This window comes from Streptomyces sp. NPDC034085 (genome assembly GCF_055575555.1).
This window is the reverse complement of the sequence record NZ_JBVISL010000002.1, coordinates 90,683-106,684: the sequence shown is the minus strand read 5'-3', so window position 1 is coordinate 106,684 and position 16,002 is coordinate 90,683. Positions and strand designations below refer to the sequence as shown.

Genomic DNA, 16,002 nt, shown 5'->3' with positions numbered 1-16,002 from the left:
TGAACGCCCCTTACAGCTTCATCAGGCTGGCGTCGTCGACCGAGGCCGAGTGGCGGGTACGGAACAGCGACACGATGATCGCGAGGCCCACCACGACCTCGGCGGCGGCGACGACCATCGTGAAGAACGCGATGATCTGGCCGTCGAGGTTGCCGTGCATCCGGGAGAAGGTGACGAAGGCGAGGTTGCAGGCGTTGAGCATCAGCTCGACGCACATGAACAGCACGATCGCGTTCTTCCGGATGAGTACGCCGGCCGCGCCGATGGTGAACAGCAGGGCGGCCAGGTACAGGTAGTTGACCGGATTCACTTCGAGGCCTCCTCTCGGCCGAGGCGCTCCGCGGAGCGATGTTCCAGCGCCTTGAGGTCGTCCAGGGCCTGGCCGGAGACGTCCCGGACCTGGCCGCGGGCGCGCAGCGTCTTGTTCACGGTCAGCTCGGACGGGGTGCCGTCGGGCAGCAGGCCGGCGACGTCCACCGCGTTGTGCCGGGCGTAGACGCCGGGGGCCGGCAGCGGCGGGAGCTGCACGCCCTCGCGGACGCGCTTCTCGGCGAGTTCGCGCTGGGTGGCGGCCCGCTCGGTGCGCTCGCGGTGGGTGAGCACCATGGCGCCGACGGCCGCCGTGATCAGCAGTGCGCCGGTGATCTCGAAGGCGAAGATGTAGCGGGTGAAGATCAGTTCGGCGAGGCCCTCGACGTGCCCGGCGGAGTTGACCCGGCCGAGCCCGTTGAAGTGGCCGAGCCCCGCGTGGCCGATGCCGGCGATCAGCAGGACGCCGAAGCCGAGCCCGCACAGGGCGGCCAGCCAGCGCTGCCCCTTGAGGGTCTCCTTCAGCGAGTCGGCCGCCGTGACGCCGACGAGCATGACCACGAAGAGGAACAGCATCATGATGGCGCCGGTATAGACGACGACCTGGACCACGCCCAGGAAGTACGCCCCGTTGGCGAGGTAGAAGACCGCCAGGACGATCATCGTCCCGGCCAGGCACAGGGCGCTGTGCACGGCCTTCTTCATCAGGATGGTGCACAGCGCGCCGATGACGGCGACCGTGCCGAGCACCCAGAACTGCACGGCCTCACCGGTGGAGGTCGAGGTGGCGGCCGCGGCGATGGCGCTCATGCCCCGACCCCCTCGGTCGTACCGGCGGGCGCGTCGGCGGGGGCGTCGGCCGGGGCCGTCTCCCCCTTGGAGACGGCCACCTGCCGGACCGTGCCCGGGGCGGCGCCCGTCACCAGCCCACGGTAGTAGTCCTGCTCGTCGGTGCCCGGGAAGATGGAGTGCGGGGTCTCGACCATGCCCTCGGTCAGCCCCGCGAGGAGCTGCTCCTTGGTGTAGATCAGTGACTCCCGGCTGGAGTCGGCCAGTTCGAACTCGTTGGTCATCGTCAGCGCCCGCGTCGGGCACGCCTCGATGCACAGGCCGCACAGGATGCAGCGGGCGTAGTTGATCTGGTAGACCCGCCCGTACCGCTCACCCGGGGAGTAGCGCTCCTCCTCGGTGTTGTCCGCGCCCTCCACGTAGATCGCGTCGGCGGGACAGGCCCAGGCGCACAGTTCGCACCCGATGCACTTCTCCAGGCCGTCGGGGTGGCGGTTGAGCTGGTGCCGTCCGTGGAAGCGCGGAGCGGTGGTCTTCGGCTGCTCCGGGTACTGCTCGGTGAGCCGCTTCTTGAACATGGCCTTGAAGGTCACGCCGAAGCCGGCCACCGGGTTCTGCCACTTGTCGCCCTCTGCGTCAGGCATGGTCAGCACCCTCCTCTCGGTCACTGTCGGTGTTCGCCCCGCCGCTGACCATCAGCTCCCGCTCGCCGCGGGGACGTCGGCGCGGTACAGGGGCCAGGTGCTGGCCGGGCTTGGGCGGTACGGGGAAGCCGCCGGCCATCGCGTCGAAGGGCTCGGCCGCGGCGGCCTTCCCGGCCTCGGCGGCGGCCGCCTTCTCCCGCTTGTCCCGGAAGTGGTCCGCGACGGAGGAGACCAGCAGGACCGCGATGACCGCGCCCCCGACGTACAGGACGATCTCGCTGAAGTCGTAGCGCTCGTTGCGCAGCGCCCGGACGGTGGCGACCAGCATCAGCCAGACCACGGAGACCGGGATCAGGACCTTCCAGCCGAGCTTCATCAACTGGTCGTAGCGCACGCGCGGGAGCGTGCCGCGCAGCCAGATGAAGAAGAACAGCAGCAGCTGGACCTTGATGACGAACCACAGCAGCGGCCACCAGCCGTGGTTGGCGCCCTCCCAGTACGTGGAGATCGGCGCCGGGGCCCGCCAGCCGCCCAGGAAGAGGGTGACCGACACCGCCGAGACGGTGACCATGTTGACGTACTCGGCCAGCATGAACAGCGCGAACTTGATGGAGGAGTACTCGGTGTTGAAGCCGCCGACGAGGTCGCCCTCGGACTCCGGCATGTCGAAGGGGGCGCGGTTCGTCTCACCGACCATCGTGACGACGTAGATGATGAAGGACACCGGCAGGAGCACGATGTACCAGCGGTCCGCCTGCGCCTCCACGATCGCCGAGGTCGACATCGACCCGGAGTAGAGGAACACCGAGGCGAAGGCCGCGCCCATCGCGATCTCGTACGAGATCATCTGCGCGCAGGAGCGCAGGCCGCCGAGCAGCGGGTAGGTGGAGCCGGAGGACCAGCCGGCGAGGACGATGCCGTAGATGCCGACCGAGGCGACCGCGAGGACGTACAGCATCGCGATCGGGAGGTCCGTCAGCTGCATCGTGGTGCGCTGGCCGAAGATCGACACCTCGTTGCCCGAGGGGCCGAAGGGGATCACCGCGATGGCCATGAAGGCCGGGATCGCCGCGATGATCGGGGCCAGGACGTACACCACCTTGTCGGCCCGCTTGACGACGACGTCTTCCTTCAGCATCAGCTTCACGCCGTCGGCGAGCGACTGGAGCATGCCCCAGGGGCCGTGCCGGTTGGGGCCGATGCGCAGCTGCATCCAGGCGACGACCTTGCGCTCCCACACGATGGAGAAGAGCACCGTCACCATCAAGAAGGCGAAGCAGAACACCGCCTTGACGAGGACGAGCCACCAGACGTCCCTGCCGAACAGGGTGAGGTCCTCGGCGGCCAGGATGTGCGGCTGCGCCGCGAACGGGGCGAGGTGGGTCACGGTCGTACCTCCGCGTCGGCCGCAGGGCCGGCCCCGGCCGGGCCGATCCGTACGAGGGTTCCGGGGCGGGCGCCGGTGTCGGCGAGGACTCCGGAGCCGGTGGAGTTCAGCGGGAGCCACACCACCCGGTCGGGCATCTCGGTGATCCGCAGCGGGAGTTCCGCCACGCCCGCCGGGCCGGTGACGGCGAGGACGTCGCCGTCCTTGACGCCGGTCTCGGCGGCGGTGGCGGCCGAGAGCCGGGCGGCGGCCTCGTGCCGGGTGCCGGCCAGGGCGTCGTCGCCCTCCTGGAGCCGGCCCAGGTCGAGCAGCAGCCGGTGCCCGGCGAGGACGGCCTCGCCCGCGCCGGGGCGGGGCAGCGGCTCGGGGGCGGTGGACCGCTCGGGCGCCAGCTCCCCCTCCCAGGGGCCGAGCCGCGCCAGCTCCCTGCGTACGGCGTGTACGTCGGGCAGCGCGAGGGGCCGGTCGGCGGCGTCGGCGAGCATGTGCAGCACGCGGGCGTCGGCGGGGGCGAGGCGGCGGGTCATCTGGTCGGGTTTGAGGGCGGCCTCGAACGGGCGGACCCTGCCCTCCCAGTTGATGAACGTCCCGGCCTTCTCGGCGACGGCGGCGACCGGCAGGACCACGTCCGCGCGGTCGGTGACCTCCCCGGGCCGCAGCTCCAGGGAGACCACGAAGGCCTCCTCCAGGGCGGTGCGGGCGCGGGCCGGGTCCGGCAGGTCGGCGACCTCGACGCCCGCGACCAGCAGGGCGGACAGCTCCCCGGTGGCGGCGGCCTCGACGATCTGCCCCGTGTCGCGGCCGTAGCGGTGCGGGAGTTCCTCCAGCCCCCAGGCCGCGGCGACCTCCTCGCGGGCCCGCGGGTCGGTGGCGGGGCGCCCGCCCGGCAGCAGCGACGGCAGCGCGCCCGCCTCGACGGCGGCCCGCTCCCCGGCCCGGCGCGGGATCCACACCAGGCGGGCCCCGGTCGCGGTGGCCGTGCGGACGGCGGCGGTCAGCGCGCCGGGCACGCCGGCCAGGCGCTCTCCGGCGACGATGACCGCGCCCGGCCGGCGCAGCGCCTCCGCGGCCTCGGAGCCGCCCGCCTCCAGGCCGGTGCGGGTGGCCAGTGCGTCGAGCCACTCGGGCTCGGTCCCGGGGGCGGCGGCCAGCAGGGTGCCGCCCGCCTTGGCGAGGCCGCGGGTGGCGAAGGGGGCGAGGGCGAAGGTCTGCTGCTTGTGCCTGCGGTGGGCCTTGCGCAGCCGCAGGAAGACCCCGGGGGCCTCCTCCTCGGCCTCGATGCCGACGAGGAGCACGGCGGGGGCCGCCTCCAGCGAGGAGTACGTGACGCCCGTCCCGTCGAGGTCCTTTCCGGTGCCGGCCACGGCGGCGGCCAGGAACTCGGTCTCCTCCGCGCTGTGCACCCGGGCCCGGAAGTCGATGTCGTTGGTGCCGAGCACCACCCGGGCGAACTTGGCGTAGGCGTAGGCGTCCTCGACGGTGAGCCGGCCGCCGGTCAGCACCCCGGCCCGCCCGCGCGCGGCGGTGAGCCCACGGGCCGCCGCCTCCAGCGCCTCGGGCCAGCTCGCGGGCGCCAGCACCCCGTCCGCGCCGCGGACCAGGGGCGTGGTCAGCCGGTCGGGGCGCTGCGCGTAGCGGAACGCGAAGCGGCCCTTGTCGCAGATCCACTCCTCGTTGACCTCGGGGTCCTCGGCGGCGAGGCGGCGCAGCACCTTGCCGCGCCGGTGGTCGGTGCGGGTCGCGCAGCCGCCCGCGCAGTGCTCGCACACGCTCGGGGAGGAGACGAGGTCGAAGGGGCGGGAGCGGAACCGGTAGGCGGCCGAGGTGAGGGCGCCGACCGGGCAGATCTGGATGGTGTTGCCGGAGAAGTACGACTCGAAGGGGTCGCCCTCGCCGGTGCCGACCTGCTGGAGCGCGCCGCGTTCCAGCAGTTCGATCATCGGGTCGCCGGCGATCTCGTTGGAGAAGCGGGTGCAGCGCGCGCACAGCACGCACCGCTCGCGGTCCAGCAGCACCTGGGTGGAGATCGGGACGGGCTTCTCGTAGGTGCGCTTCTTGCCCTCGAAACGCGATGCGGCGTTGCCGTGCGACATCGCCTGGTTCTGCAGCGGGCACTCGCCGCCCTTGTCGCAGACGGGGCAGTCCAGCGGGTGGTTGATGAGCAGCAGCTCCATCACCCCGCGCTGGGCCTTGTCGGCGGCCTCGGAGGTCAGCTGGGTCTTGACGACCATGCCGTCGGTGCAGGTGATGGTGCAGGAGGCCATCGGCTTGCGCTGGCCCTCGACCTCGACGATGCACTGGCGGCAGGCGCCGGCCGGGGGGAGGAGGGGGTGGTCGCAGAACCGGGGGATCTCGATGCCGAGCTGTTCGGCGGCCCGGATGACGAGGGTGCCCTTGGGGACGGACAGTTCGATGCCGTCGATGGTCAGGGAGACCAGGTCCTGCGGCGGCTTCGCGGCCTCGCCGCCGCCGGCGGGGGCATTGGTGGCGACGGTCATGCGTTCACCTCGGAGTTCTTGGCCGGACCGTCAGCCCAGAGGGTCGACTTCCTGGGGTCGAAGGGGCAGCCCTTGCCGGTGATGTGCTGCTCGTACTCCGCGCGGAAGTACTTCAGCGAGGAGAAGATCGGGCTGGCCGCGCCGTCGCCGAGCGCGCAGAACGACTTGCCGTTGATGTTGTCGGCGATGTCGTTCAGCTTGTCGAGGTCGGACAGGACGCCCTGGCCGGCCTCGATGTCGCGCAGCAGCTGGACCAGCCAGTACGTGCCCTCGCGGCACGGGGTGCACTTGCCGCAGGACTCGTGGGCGTAGAACTCGGTCCAGCGGGTGACGGCGCGCACCACGCAGGTGGTCTCGTCGAAGCACTGGAGCGCCTTGGTGCCGAGCATCGATCCGGCGGCGCCGACGCCCTCGTAGTCGAGCGGGACGTCCAGGTGCTCGTCGGTGAACATCGGCGTGGAGGAGCCGCCCGGGGTCCAGAACTTCAGCCGGTGCCCGGGGCGCATCCCGCCGCTCATGTCGAGGAGCTGGCGCAGGGTGATGCCGAGCGGGGCCTCGTACTGGCCGGGGCCCGCGACGTGCCCGGAGAGCGAGTACAGGGTGAAGCCGGGGGACTTCTCCGTCCCCATCGCCTTGAACCAGTCCTTGCCCTTGTTGAGGATCGCGGGAACCGAGGCGATGGACTCGACGTTGTTGACGACAGTGGGGCACGCGTAGAGCCCCTCGACAGCGGGGAAGGGGGGACGCAGCCGGGGCTGACCGCGCCGGCCTTCGAGGGAGTCGAGCAGTGCCGTCTCCTCGCCGCAGATGTACGCGCCCGCTCCCGCGTGCACCGTGATGTCGAGGTTGCGCCCGCTGCCGGCGATGTCCTTGCCGAGGTATCCGGCCGCGTACGCCTCGCGCACCGCCTCGTGCAGGCGCCGCAGGACCGGGACCGTCTCCCCGCGCAGGTAGATGAAGGCGTGCTCCGACCGGATCGCGTAACAGGCGATGATCATTCCCTCGATGAGGGAGTGCGGATTGGCGAAGAGGAGGGGGATGTCCTTGCAGGTTCCCGGCTCCGACTCGTCCGCGTTCACCACGAGGTAGTGCGGCTTGCCGTCGCCCTGCGGGATGAACTGCCACTTCATCCCGGTGGGGAAGCCCGCGCCGCCGCGTCCGCGCAGACCGGAGTCCTTGACGTACGCGATCACCTCGTCCGGGGTCATCGCGAGGGCCTTGCGCAGGCCTTCGTAGCCCTCGTGGCGCCGGTAGGTCTCCAGCGTCCAGGACTCGGGCTCGTCCCAGAACGCCGACAGGACGGGTGCGAGGAGCTTCTCCGGGCTCCCTCCCCCAGCCTTCGGCTGGGAGGGGCCCCCATGACTTTCCTTGGATGACACCGTCATCACTCCCCTCCCTCGGTGGTGGCCTCGCCGCGCGGGTGCACGATCGGGGCGTGCGGGGATTCACCGCGGGCGATGCGCAGGCCGATCAGGGAGGCGGGGCCCGCCCCGCCGCTCGCCCCGACCGCGCCCTCGCGCTCGTCGGGGAAGCCCGCCAGGATCCGGGCGGTCTCCTTGTACGTGCACAGCGGCGCGCCCCGGGTCGGCTCGACCGGGCGGCCCGCCAGCAGGTCGTCGACGAGGGCCTTGGCGGACTGGGGGGTCTGGTTGTCGAAGAACTCCCAGTTGACCATCACCACGGGTGCGTAGTCGCAGGCCGCGTTGCACTCGATGTGCTCCAGCGTCACCTTGCCGTCGGCGGTGGTCTCGTTGTTGCCGACCCCCAGGTGCTCCTTGAGCTCGTCGAAGATGGCGTCGCCGCCCATCACCGCGCACAGGGTGTTCGTACAGACGCCGACCTGGTAGTCCCCGGAGGGGCGGCGCCGGTACATCGTGTAGAAGGTGGCGACCGCGGTGACCTCGGCGGTGGTCAGGCCCAGCACCTCGGCGCAGAAGCGGATGCCGGTGCGCGAGACGTAGCCCTCCTCGGACTGGGTCAGGTGCAGCAGCGGCAGCAGCGCGGAGCGGCTGTCGGGGTAGCGGGCGATGATCTCCTTCGCGTCCGCTTCGAGCCGCTCGCGCACGGCGGCCGGGAAGTCGGGGGCGGGAAGCTGCGGCATGCCCAATGAGATGTCGGTCATCGGTCGACGCCTCCCATCACGGGGTCGATGGAGGCGACGGCCACGATGACGTCGGCGACCTGGCCGCCCTCGCACATCGCGGCCATGGCCTGGAGGTTGGTGAAGGACGGGTCGCGGAAGTGGACCCGGTAGGGGCGGGTACCGCCGTCGGAGACGACGTGCACGCCGAGCTCGCCCTTGGGTGACTCGACGGCCGCGTACGCCTGGCCGGCCGGTACCCGGAAGCCCTCGGTCACCAGCTTGAAGTGGTGGATGAGGGCCTCCATGGAGGTGCCCATGATGTTCTTGATGTGGTCGAGCGAGTTGCCGAGGCCGTCGGGGCCCATGGCCAGCTGCGCCGGCCAGGCGATCTTCTTGTCGGCGACCATCACCGGGCCCGGCTCCAGCCGGTCCAGGCACTGCTCGACGATCCGCAGCGACTGGCGCATCTCCTCCAGGCGGACCAGGAAGCGCCCGTAGGAGTCGCAGCTCTCGGTGGTGGGGACGTCGAACTCGTACGTCTCGTAGCCGCAGTACGGGTCCGCCTTGCGCAGGTCGTGCGGCAGCCCGGCCGAGCGCAGGATCGGGCCGGTGGCGCCGAGCGCCATGCAGCCGGTGAGGTCGAGGTAGCCGACGTCCTGCATGCGGGCCTTGAAGATGGGGTTGCCGGTGGCGAGCTTGTCGTACTCCGGCAGGTTCTTCTTCATCGTCTTGACGAACTCGCGCAGCTGGTCGACCGCGCCCGGGGGCAGGTCCTGGGCGAGGCCGCCGGGGCGGACGAAGGCGTGGTTCATGCGCAGGCCGGTGATCAGCTCGAAGACGTCGAGGATCAGCTCGCGGTCCCGGAAGCCGTAGATCATGATCGTGGTCGCGCCCAGCTCCATGCCGCCGGTGGCGATGCACACCAGGTGCGAGGAGAGCCGGTTGAGCTCCATCAGCAGGACGCGGATGACGGTGGCGCGGTCGGGGACCTGGTCGGTGATGCCGAGCAGCTTCTCGACGCCGAGGCAGTAGGCCGTCTCGTTGAAGAACGGCGTCAGGTAGTCCATGCGCGTCACGAAGGTGGTGCCCTGCGTCCAGTTCCGGAATTCGAGGTTCTTCTCGATGCCGGTGTGCAGGTAGCCGATGCCGCAGCGGGCCTCGGTGACCGTCTCGCCGTCGATCTCCAGGATCAGGCGGAGCACTCCGTGGGTGGACGGGTGCTGGGGTCCCATGTTGACGACGATGCGCTCGTCGTCGGCGCGGGACGCCGACCGGACGATCTCGTCCCAGTCGCCGCCGGTGACGGTGTAGACGGCGCCTTCGGTCGTCTCGCGCGCGGAGGCGTGGTCTTCCGCGTGGTTCGGGGTGGGGGACATCAGCTGTACGACCTCCGCTGGTCGGGAGCCGGGATCTGGGCGCCCTTGTACTCGACGGGGATCCCGCCGAGCGGGTAGTCCTTGCGCTGGGGGAAGCCCTGCCAGTCGTCCGGCATCATGATCCGGGTGAGGGCGGGGTGGCCGTCGAAGACCAGGCCGAAGAAGTCGTACGCCTCGCGCTCGTGCCAGTCGTTGGTCGGGTAGACCGTGACGAGCGAGGGCAGGTGCGGGTCGGCGTCCGGGACGGACACCTCCAGCCGCAGGATCCGGCCGTGGGTGAGCGAGCGCAGGTGGTAGACGGCGTGCAGCTCGCGGCCCTTGTCGCCGGGGAAGTGCACCCCCGAGACGCCGGTGCAGAGCTCGAAGCGCAGGGCGGGATCGTCGCGCAGGGTGGAGGCGACCCGCACCAGGTGCTCGCGGGCGATGTGGAGGGTCAGTTCCCCCCGGTCGACGACGGTCTTCTCGATCGCGTGCTGCGGGAGCAGGTCCTGCTCCTCCAGGGCGCCCTCCAGCTCGTCGACGACCTCGTCGAAGTACGAACCGTAGGGGCGGCCGGTCGCGCCGGGCAGTGCCACGGTGCGCACCAGGCCGCCGTAGCCGGTGGTGTCGCCGTCGCCGCGGCTGCCGAACATGCCCTTGCGGACGCCGATCACCTCGGGCCCGGAGCCGGGCCGGGGAGCGGGGACGTTGTTGCCGTTCTCGACGGCCGGGTCGTCGCTCACCGAAGGAGCCCCTTCATCTCGATGGTGGGGAGGGCCTTGAGGGCGGCCTCCTCCGCCTCGCGCGCCGCCTCTTCCCGGTTCACGCCGAGCTTCGAGCCCTGGATCTTCTGGTGGAGCTTGAGGATCGCGTCCATCAGCATCTCGGGGCGGGGCGGGCAGCCGGGCAGGTAGATGTCCACCGGGACGATGTGGTCGACGCCCTGGACGATCGCGTAGTTGTTGAACATTCCACCCGACGAGGCGCACACGCCCATGGAGATGACCCACTTCGGGGCGGGCATCTGGTCGTAGACCTGGCGCAGCACCGGCGCCATCTTCTGGCTGACGCGTCCCGCCACGATCATCAGGTCGGCCTGGCGCGGGGAGCCGCGGAAGACCTCCATGCCGAAGCGGGCCAGGTCGTAGCGGCCGGCGCCGGTGGTCATCATCTCGATGGCGCAGCACGCCAGGCCGAAGGTGGCCGGGAAGACGGATGCCTTGCGCACCCAGCCCGCGGCCTGTTCGACGGTGGTGAGCAGAAAGCCGCTCGGCAGCTTCTCTTCCAGTCCCATGGGAATTCAGCCCCTCAGTCCCATTCCAGGCCGCCGCGGCGCCACACGTAGGCGTAGGCGACGAAGACGGTGAGCACGAAGAGCAGCATCTCGACGAGCCCGAAGATCCCCAGGGCGTCGAAGGTGACGGCCCAGGGGTAGAGGAAGACGATCTCGATGTCGAAGACGATGAAGAGCATCGCCGTCAGGTAGTACTTGATGGGGAAGCGTCCGCCGCCGGCGGGCACGGGGGTGGGCTCGATGCCGCACTCGTAGGCTTCGAGCTTCGCCCGGTTGTACCGTTTTGGGCCGATCAGCGTGGCCATGACCACGGAGAAGATCGCAAACCCTGCGCCGATGGCGCCGAGCACGAGGATGGGTGCGTACGCATTCACGCTCCTCGCTCCTTCCAGTCGTCCTTGACCGTTGGACCGCTGCGCCGGCGCCGCGTGCCCCGCCCCTTCGAAGGCCACCCCCTCGAACAGGGGCCGATCGCATGTGAGGCAGTTCACAAGCCGGACTGGTGCGCATCTTATGCCCGCCGGTCTGTGATCTGCGACACGGGTTGCAACACCGGGTTTGTGATCTCCACCACCCGGCGAACGATCATGAAGCCCAATGAGTGGTGATCTTCATACTCAAGGCATCCACATGATCACCAAAGGTGACATCCGGCCCCGTAGGCGCAGGTGGAAGGCGTGGTGCTCTATCAAATGATGGGCAGTGCAGGCAAATTGGCGAAGCGGTGTCCGAACTGGTAAGGGGATGTGCGTCCCCCGGTCGGGGGAGGGGCCCGGTACGGGAGTGGACGCGGTGACCGGGATTCGCCGCCGACGGGAACCGGGCGGAGATCCTGTGCATCCGTTCACGAACCGCACGGCGGCTTCACGGCGGGATCACGGACCGGTCACAGCGCCCTCACGGCGACGGGTGACTGTGACCTGCGACACACCGAACAGGGGTCGCCGAAAGGGGGCTTGGCCATCTGTACGGGTGGATGGTAGGCCGTGGATCAATTCGGACTTATTACTGAAAGCCCATGATCACAGCCTTGTGAAAGCGTGTCCGTTACGTCCGTTACGGCGTCAATAAGAGGCGTCGCACGCCCGGTTAGCGGCCCTCGCGCGCAACTGTGGCGCAGACCACGTTTCTTGAAGGAAACCCGGCACCCCTGATAGCGGTTGTCCCATGTCCCACACCGCTCACATACCCAGCCACCGGAAGCCCCGCCGCAGCGCCTCGAAGCTCGCGGTCCGCGCCGGAGTTGCCGGTGGCGTCCTCAGCACCCTGGCCATGGCCGGAACCGCGAGCGCGTCGCCGTCCGAGCCCGTGGCCGAGACGACGCTCGAGATGCCGGTCCTCGACCTGGACCTCGGCGCCGAAGTCTCCAACGCCGTCAACACGGCCGCGGAGAACACCCGCGTCGCCGCCGTCGAGGCCGCCGTCACCGGCGAGCTGAACGCCCAGGAGGAGAGCGCCCGCACGGGTGCCGCCGCCGAGGCGAAGCAGGCGAAGGAAGACGCCACCAAGGCCGCCGAGCTCAAGGCGAAGCAGGAGGCCGACCGCAAGGCCGAGGCCGAGCGCGCGGGCCGCGGCACCGACCGCACCTCCCTGACCACCGCCTCCGCCTCCGACGACGGCGGTTCCTCCGTCGCCAAGGGCTCGGGCAGCGGCTCCACCGCCTCGAAGCCGGCCACCGGCTCGGCGGCCGCCATCGTGAACTTCGCCCGCGCCCAGATCGGCAAGGCCTACGTGATGGGCGCCACCGGCCCCTCCGCGTACGACTGCTCGGGCCTCGTCCAGGCCGCCTACCGCCAGGCGGGCATCACCCTGGACCGCGTCTCGCAGGACCAGTCCATGGCCGGCCGCTCGGTCTCGCTGAGCAACCTGCAGCCCGGCGACATCCTGTACTGGGGTGCCAAGGGCAGCGCGTGGCACGTCGCCATCTACGTGGGTGGCGGCAAGTTCGTCGGTGCGCAGAACCCGAGCACCGGCATCGTCGAGCGCAACCTGAGCTACGACATGCCGACGGGCGCCGTCCGCGTCCTCTGACCGCGGCGTTCCCCGATCGCGACGGTCCCCGTGTCGCACGGTCCCTGAAGGTCCGGCACTCCCCCTCCCCCGGCTACCGCTGGGAGGTACCCCCAGGGGGCGGAGTGCCGGACCTTCGGCATGCTGGGAAAATGGCCGCTGCGCGCGGCCGTTCGAACCGATCAGCCCTGGAGGTGGTGGTCCGTGAGCAGACCGTCCTACGAGGGCCGCGGCAAGGAGGGCCACCGCGACGAGGACCGGCTCGCCGGCGACCGCACCGCCGTCCCGGCCGCCCTCGGGCTGGGGCTCCTCTCGGTCGGCGGCTGGCTGCTGACCACCACCCGCCCGTGGCACAAACCGGGCAATCCCCTGACGCTGGGCCTCGGCTGGACCGTCTCCGGCGCGCTGCTGCTGTCCGGGCTCGTCCTGCTGGCCCGCTGCGTCCGCACCGTCCACGGCGGCCCCGGGGCGGCCGGGGCGGCCGTACGGGGGCCTGGGAGCGACGGGAACGACTGAGCCGCCCCCGGAGACCCGGGAGCGGCTCACAGGCGCCGCAGAGCGCCCTGGCGGGCCCGCTCAGGCCTTCGGGGCCACCTTCGAGAGGCCGTTGATGATGCGGTCCATCGCGTCGCCGCCCGTCGGGTCGGTCAGGTTCGCCAGCATCTTCAGCGTGAAGCGCATCAGCACCGGGTGCGTCAGGCCCCGCTGCGCGGCCACCTTCATGACCTTCGGGTTGCCGATCAGCTTCACGAAGGCACGGCCCAGCGTGTAGTAGCCGCCGTAGGTCTCCTTGAGGACCTTCGGGTAGCTGTGCAGGGCCAGCTCGCGCTGCGCCGGGGTGGCGCGGGCGTGCGCCTGCACGATCACCTCGGCGGCGATCTGCCCGGACTCCATCGCGTAGGCGATGCCCTCGCCGTTGAACGGGTTGACGAGCCCGCCCGCGTCACCGACGAGCAGCAGCCCCTTGGTGTAGTGCGGCTGCCGGTTGAAGGCCATCGGCAGCGCCGCACCGCGGATCGGGTGCGTCATGTTCTCCGGGGTGTAGCCCCAGTCCTCCGGCATGGACGCGCACCAGGCCTTGAGGACCTCGCGCCAGTCCAGCTCCTTGAAGGCGGAGGAGGAGTTGAGGATGCCGAGGCCGACGTTCGACGTGCCGTCGCCCATCCCGAAGATCCAGCCGTAGCCCGGCAGCAGCCGGTCCTGGGGGCCGCGCCGGTCCCACAGCTCCAGCCAGGACTCCAGGTAGTCGTCGTCGTGCCGGGGCGAGGTGAAGTACGTGCGCACCGCGACGCCCATCGGGCGGTCCTCGCGCCGGTGCAGGCCCATCGCCAGGGACAGGCGCGAGGAGTTGCCGTCGGCGGCGACGACCAGCGGGGCGTGGAAGGTGACGGGCGTCTTCTCCTCGCCGAGCTTCGCCTGCACGCCCGTGATGTGCCCGGTACGGGGGTCGCGCACGGGCTCGCCGACGTTGCAGCGCTCGTACAGCCGGGCGCCGGCCTTCTGCGCCTGGCGGGCCAGGGTCTCGTCGAAGTCGTCACGCTTGCGGACGAGTCCGTAGTCCGGGTAGGAGGCGAGCTCCGGCCAGTCCAGCTGGAGCCGCTGCCCGCCGCCGATGATGCGCAGGCCCTTGTTGCGGAGCCAGCCGGCCTCTTCGGAGACGTCGATGCCCATGGCGACCAGCTGCTTGGTGGCACGCGGGGTCAGACCGTCGCCGCACACCTTCTCGCGCGGGAACGCCGTCTTCTCCAGGAGCAGGACGTCCAGGCCGGCCTTGGCGAGGTAGTGGGCGGTGGTGGAACCGGCGGGCCCGGCGCCGACGACGATCACGTCCGCGGAGTGCTCGGAGAGAGGCTCGGTCACTGCGGGGTCTCCCGAAGGCTCGATAAGGGGTGCCCAACGGCACGGGACATGACGCAGTCTATGCAGCGGCGCGGACCCGCCCGGGGCCGGTCCGCGGGCTAGAAGACGCTGAGGCCCGTCAGGGTCGTGAAGCGGTCCAGCGCCGCCACTCCCGCCACCGAGTTGCCCCGGGCGTCCAGGCCCGGGCTCCACACCGCGAGGGTGCACCGGCCCGGGACCACCGCGATGATGCCGCCGCCCACGCCGCTCTTGCCCGGGAGGCCCACGCGGTAGGCGAACTCGCCCGCCGCGTCGTACGTACCGCAGGTCAGCATCACCGCGTTGACCTGCTTCGCCTCGCTGCGCGTCAGCAGGCGCGAGCCGTCCGCGCGCAGGCCGTGCCGGGCCAGGAAGCGGCCGGCCAGGGCGAGGTCGGCGCAGCTCATCTCGATGGAGCACTGCCAGAAGTAGTGCTCCAGCAGCGCCGGCACCGGGTTGTCGATGTTGCCGTACGCGGCCATGAAGTGGGCCACCGCCGCGTTGCGGTCGCCGTGTTCCTGCTCGGAGGCGGCCACCTCCGGGTCGAAGCCGATGCCCGGGTTGCCGCTCTCCTGCCGCAGGAAGTCCAGGAGCTCGCTGCTCGCGTCACCGGTCAGCGTCTGGAGCCGGTCGGTGACGACGAGCGCGCCCGCGTTGATGAACGGGTTGCGGGGGATGCCGTTCTCGTACTCCAGCTGCACCAGGGAGTTGAACGGATTGCCCGACGGCTCCCGGCCCACGCGCTCCCACAGGCCGTCACCGCCCTCCGCGAGGGCGAGGGCCAGCGCGAAGACCTTCGTCACGGACTGGGCGGAGAAGGGCGTGCGCCAGTCGCCGACCCCGAAGACGTTGCCGTCGAGGTCCGCCACCGCCATGCCGAACTGCCGCGCGTCGACCTTGGCCAGCGCCGGGATGTACTCGGCCGGCGTCCCGCTGCCCACGAGCGGGGAGACGTCGGCCGCGACCCGCTCCAGCAGCCCCTGGTAGTCCATGCAGGGTTACGCCTTGACCCCGCGGTGCAGCGCCACGATGCCGCCGCTCAGGTTCCGCCAGGCCACCTTCGACCAGCCGGCCTTCTGCAGCAGGGCCGCCAGCGCCGGCTGGTCGGGCCACGCGCGGATGGACTCGGCGAGGTACACGTACGCGTCCGGGTTGGAGGAGACCGCCCGGGCGACCGGCGGCAGGGCGCGCATCAGGTACTCGGTGTAGACGGTCCGGAAGGGGGCCCAGGTGGGCTGCGAGAACTCGCTGATCACGACCTGGCCGCCGGGCTTGGTCACCCGGTACATCTCGCGCAGCGCACCCTCCGTGTCCTGGACGTTGCGCAGTCCGAAGGAGATCGTCACCGTGTCGAAGACGTCGTCCCCGAAGGGGAGCCGGGTCGCGTCGCCCGCCGTCAGCGGCAGCCACGGGTTGCGCTTCTTGCCTTCGCGCAGCATGCCGAGGGAGAAGTCGCAGGGGACGACGTACGCGCCGGTCGCGGCGTACGGCAGGGACGAGGTGGCGGTGCCGGCGGCCAGGTCGAGCACCTTCTGGCCGGGGCGGGCGGCGACCGCCCTGGCGGCCTCCTTGCGCCACAGGCGCGCCTGGCCGAGGGACAGGACGTCGTTGGTGAGGTCGTAGTTCGCGGCCACCCCGTCGAACATGGAGGCGACTTCGTGCGGCTGCTTGTCCAGGGAAGCCCTTGTCACTGGCGTTGGCCCCTCGGTGCTCGGTGTGTCTGCGTCGGACGGGTACCCGGTCATCCTCTCAGGC

The 16,002-nt window shown here is 70.9% G+C and carries 16 protein-coding genes; 2 read left to right on the top strand and 14 right to left on the bottom strand.

Annotated elements, in window-relative coordinates:
- Positions 1-10 precede the first annotated feature (10 nt).
- From nuoK to ACZ501_RS05625, 11 genes are read right to left on the bottom strand one after another with little or no spacing between them, the layout of a single operon-like run.
- The gene (gene nuoK, locus ACZ501_RS05675) at positions 11-310 is read right to left on the bottom strand and encodes an NADH-quinone oxidoreductase subunit NuoK (RefSeq protein WP_007265827.1); all 300 of its coding nucleotides are present in this window, start codon (positions 308-310) and stop codon (positions 11-13) included.
- On the bottom strand, positions 307-1,119 hold the full coding sequence (locus ACZ501_RS05670; protein ID WP_468792874.1) for an NADH-quinone oxidoreductase subunit J: 813 nt from the start codon (positions 1,117-1,119) through the stop codon (positions 307-309). The genes nuoK and ACZ501_RS05670 overlap by 4 nt, the downstream gene beginning before the upstream one ends.
- Entirely contained in the window at positions 1,116-1,742 is a 627-nt protein-coding gene (gene nuoI, locus ACZ501_RS05665; RefSeq protein WP_362458690.1) for an NADH-quinone oxidoreductase subunit NuoI, read from the bottom strand. The genes ACZ501_RS05670 and nuoI overlap by 4 nt, the downstream gene beginning before the upstream one ends.
- On the bottom strand, positions 1,735-3,129 hold the full coding sequence (gene nuoH, locus ACZ501_RS05660; protein WP_361603039.1) for an NADH-quinone oxidoreductase subunit NuoH: 1,395 nt from the start codon (positions 3,127-3,129) through the stop codon (positions 1,735-1,737). Before nuoH ends, nuoI begins: the two co-directional genes overlap by 8 nt.
- Entirely contained in the window at positions 3,126-5,627 is a 2,502-nt protein-coding gene (locus ACZ501_RS05655) for an NADH-quinone oxidoreductase subunit G (protein ID WP_468792872.1), read from the bottom strand. The genes nuoH and ACZ501_RS05655 overlap by 4 nt, the downstream gene beginning before the upstream one ends.
- On the bottom strand, positions 5,624-7,012 hold the full coding sequence (gene nuoF / locus ACZ501_RS05650; RefSeq protein WP_361603033.1) for an NADH-quinone oxidoreductase subunit NuoF: 1,389 nt from the start codon (positions 7,010-7,012) through the stop codon (positions 5,624-5,626). Before nuoF ends, ACZ501_RS05655 begins: the two co-directional genes overlap by 4 nt.
- Positions 7,012-7,749, bottom strand: a complete 738-nt coding sequence (nuoE, locus tag ACZ501_RS05645) for an NADH-quinone oxidoreductase subunit NuoE (protein WP_468792869.1) — start codon at positions 7,747-7,749, stop codon at positions 7,012-7,014. Before nuoE ends, nuoF begins: the two co-directional genes overlap by 1 nt.
- Entirely contained in the window at positions 7,746-9,086 is a 1,341-nt protein-coding gene (locus tag ACZ501_RS05640; RefSeq protein ID WP_361603027.1) for an NADH-quinone oxidoreductase subunit D, read from the bottom strand. The genes nuoE and ACZ501_RS05640 overlap by 4 nt, the downstream gene beginning before the upstream one ends.
- Positions 9,086-9,808 (bottom strand): NADH-quinone oxidoreductase subunit C, encoded by a 723-nt coding sequence (locus ACZ501_RS05635; protein ID WP_361603024.1) that lies wholly within the window; start codon positions 9,806-9,808, stop codon positions 9,086-9,088. Before ACZ501_RS05635 ends, ACZ501_RS05640 begins: the two co-directional genes overlap by 1 nt.
- Positions 9,805-10,359, bottom strand: coding sequence for a NuoB/complex I 20 kDa subunit family protein (locus ACZ501_RS05630; protein ID WP_045946776.1), 555 nt, complete (start codon positions 10,357-10,359; stop codon positions 9,805-9,807). Before ACZ501_RS05630 ends, ACZ501_RS05635 begins: the two co-directional genes overlap by 4 nt.
- 14 nt (positions 10,360-10,373) lie before the next feature.
- The gene (locus ACZ501_RS05625; RefSeq protein ID WP_361603020.1) at positions 10,374-10,733 is read right to left on the bottom strand and encodes an NADH-quinone oxidoreductase subunit A; all 360 of its coding nucleotides are present in this window, start codon (positions 10,731-10,733) and stop codon (positions 10,374-10,376) included.
- Positions 10,734-11,526: 793 nt separating this feature from the next.
- On the opposite strand from ACZ501_RS05625, the gene ACZ501_RS05620 reads away from it, so the two are divergent.
- Together ACZ501_RS05620 and ACZ501_RS05615 are read left to right on the top strand one after the other, a co-directional pair.
- Entirely contained in the window at positions 11,527-12,390 is an 864-nt protein-coding gene (locus ACZ501_RS05620; protein ID WP_361603017.1) for a C40 family peptidase, read from the top strand.
- A 183-nt stretch (positions 12,391-12,573) separates the two neighbouring features.
- The gene (locus ACZ501_RS05615) at positions 12,574-12,885 is read left to right on the top strand and encodes a hypothetical protein (RefSeq protein ID WP_468792867.1); all 312 of its coding nucleotides are present in this window, start codon (positions 12,574-12,576) and stop codon (positions 12,883-12,885) included.
- A gap of 60 nt (positions 12,886-12,945) precedes the next feature.
- On the opposite strand, the gene ACZ501_RS05610 is transcribed toward ACZ501_RS05615, so the two are convergent.
- From ACZ501_RS05610 to ACZ501_RS05600, 3 genes are all read right to left on the bottom strand, one after another.
- Entirely contained in the window at positions 12,946-14,229 is a 1,284-nt protein-coding gene (locus tag ACZ501_RS05610) for a geranylgeranyl reductase family protein (protein WP_361603011.1), read from the bottom strand.
- A gap of 98 nt (positions 14,230-14,327) precedes the next feature.
- Positions 14,328-15,239, bottom strand: coding sequence for a glutaminase (locus ACZ501_RS05605; protein WP_361603008.1), 912 nt, complete (start codon positions 15,237-15,239; stop codon positions 14,328-14,330).
- Between the two features lie 6 nt (positions 15,240-15,245).
- Positions 15,246-15,938, bottom strand: a complete 693-nt coding sequence (locus ACZ501_RS05600) for a demethylmenaquinone methyltransferase (protein WP_361603005.1) — start codon at positions 15,936-15,938, stop codon at positions 15,246-15,248.
- Positions 15,939-16,002: the final 64 nt, after the last annotated feature.

Bases quoted from the DNA above. Each gene is read 5' to 3' on its own strand.
- ACZ501_RS05655 (WP_468792872.1), bottom strand. From the start codon at position 5,627: ATGACCGTCGCCACCAATGCCCCCGCCGGCGGCGGCGAGGCCGCGAAG.
- nuoE (WP_468792869.1), bottom strand. From the start codon at position 7,749: ATGACCGACATCTCATTGGGCATGCCGCAGCTTCCCGCCCCCGACTTC.
- ACZ501_RS05630 (WP_045946776.1), bottom strand. From the start codon at position 10,359: ATGGGACTGGAAGAGAAGCTGCCGAGCGGCTTTCTGCTCACCACCGTC.
- nuoF (WP_361603033.1), bottom strand. From the start codon at position 7,012: ATGACGGTGTCATCCAAGGAAAGTCATGGGGGCCCCTCCCAGCCGAAG.
- ACZ501_RS05620 (WP_361603017.1), top strand. From the start codon at position 11,527: ATGTCCCACACCGCTCACATACCCAGCCACCGGAAGCCCCGCCGCAGC.
- ACZ501_RS05670 (WP_468792874.1), bottom strand. From the start codon at position 1,119: ATGAGCGCCATCGCCGCGGCCGCCACCTCGACCTCCACCGGTGAGGCC.
- nuoI (WP_362458690.1), bottom strand. From the start codon at position 1,742: ATGCCTGACGCAGAGGGCGACAAGTGGCAGAACCCGGTGGCCGGCTTC.
- ACZ501_RS05640 (WP_361603027.1), bottom strand. From the start codon at position 9,086: ATGTCCCCCACCCCGAACCACGCGGAAGACCACGCCTCCGCGCGCGAG.
- ACZ501_RS05605 (WP_361603008.1), bottom strand. From the start codon at position 15,239: ATGGACTACCAGGGGCTGCTGGAGCGGGTCGCGGCCGACGTCTCCCCG.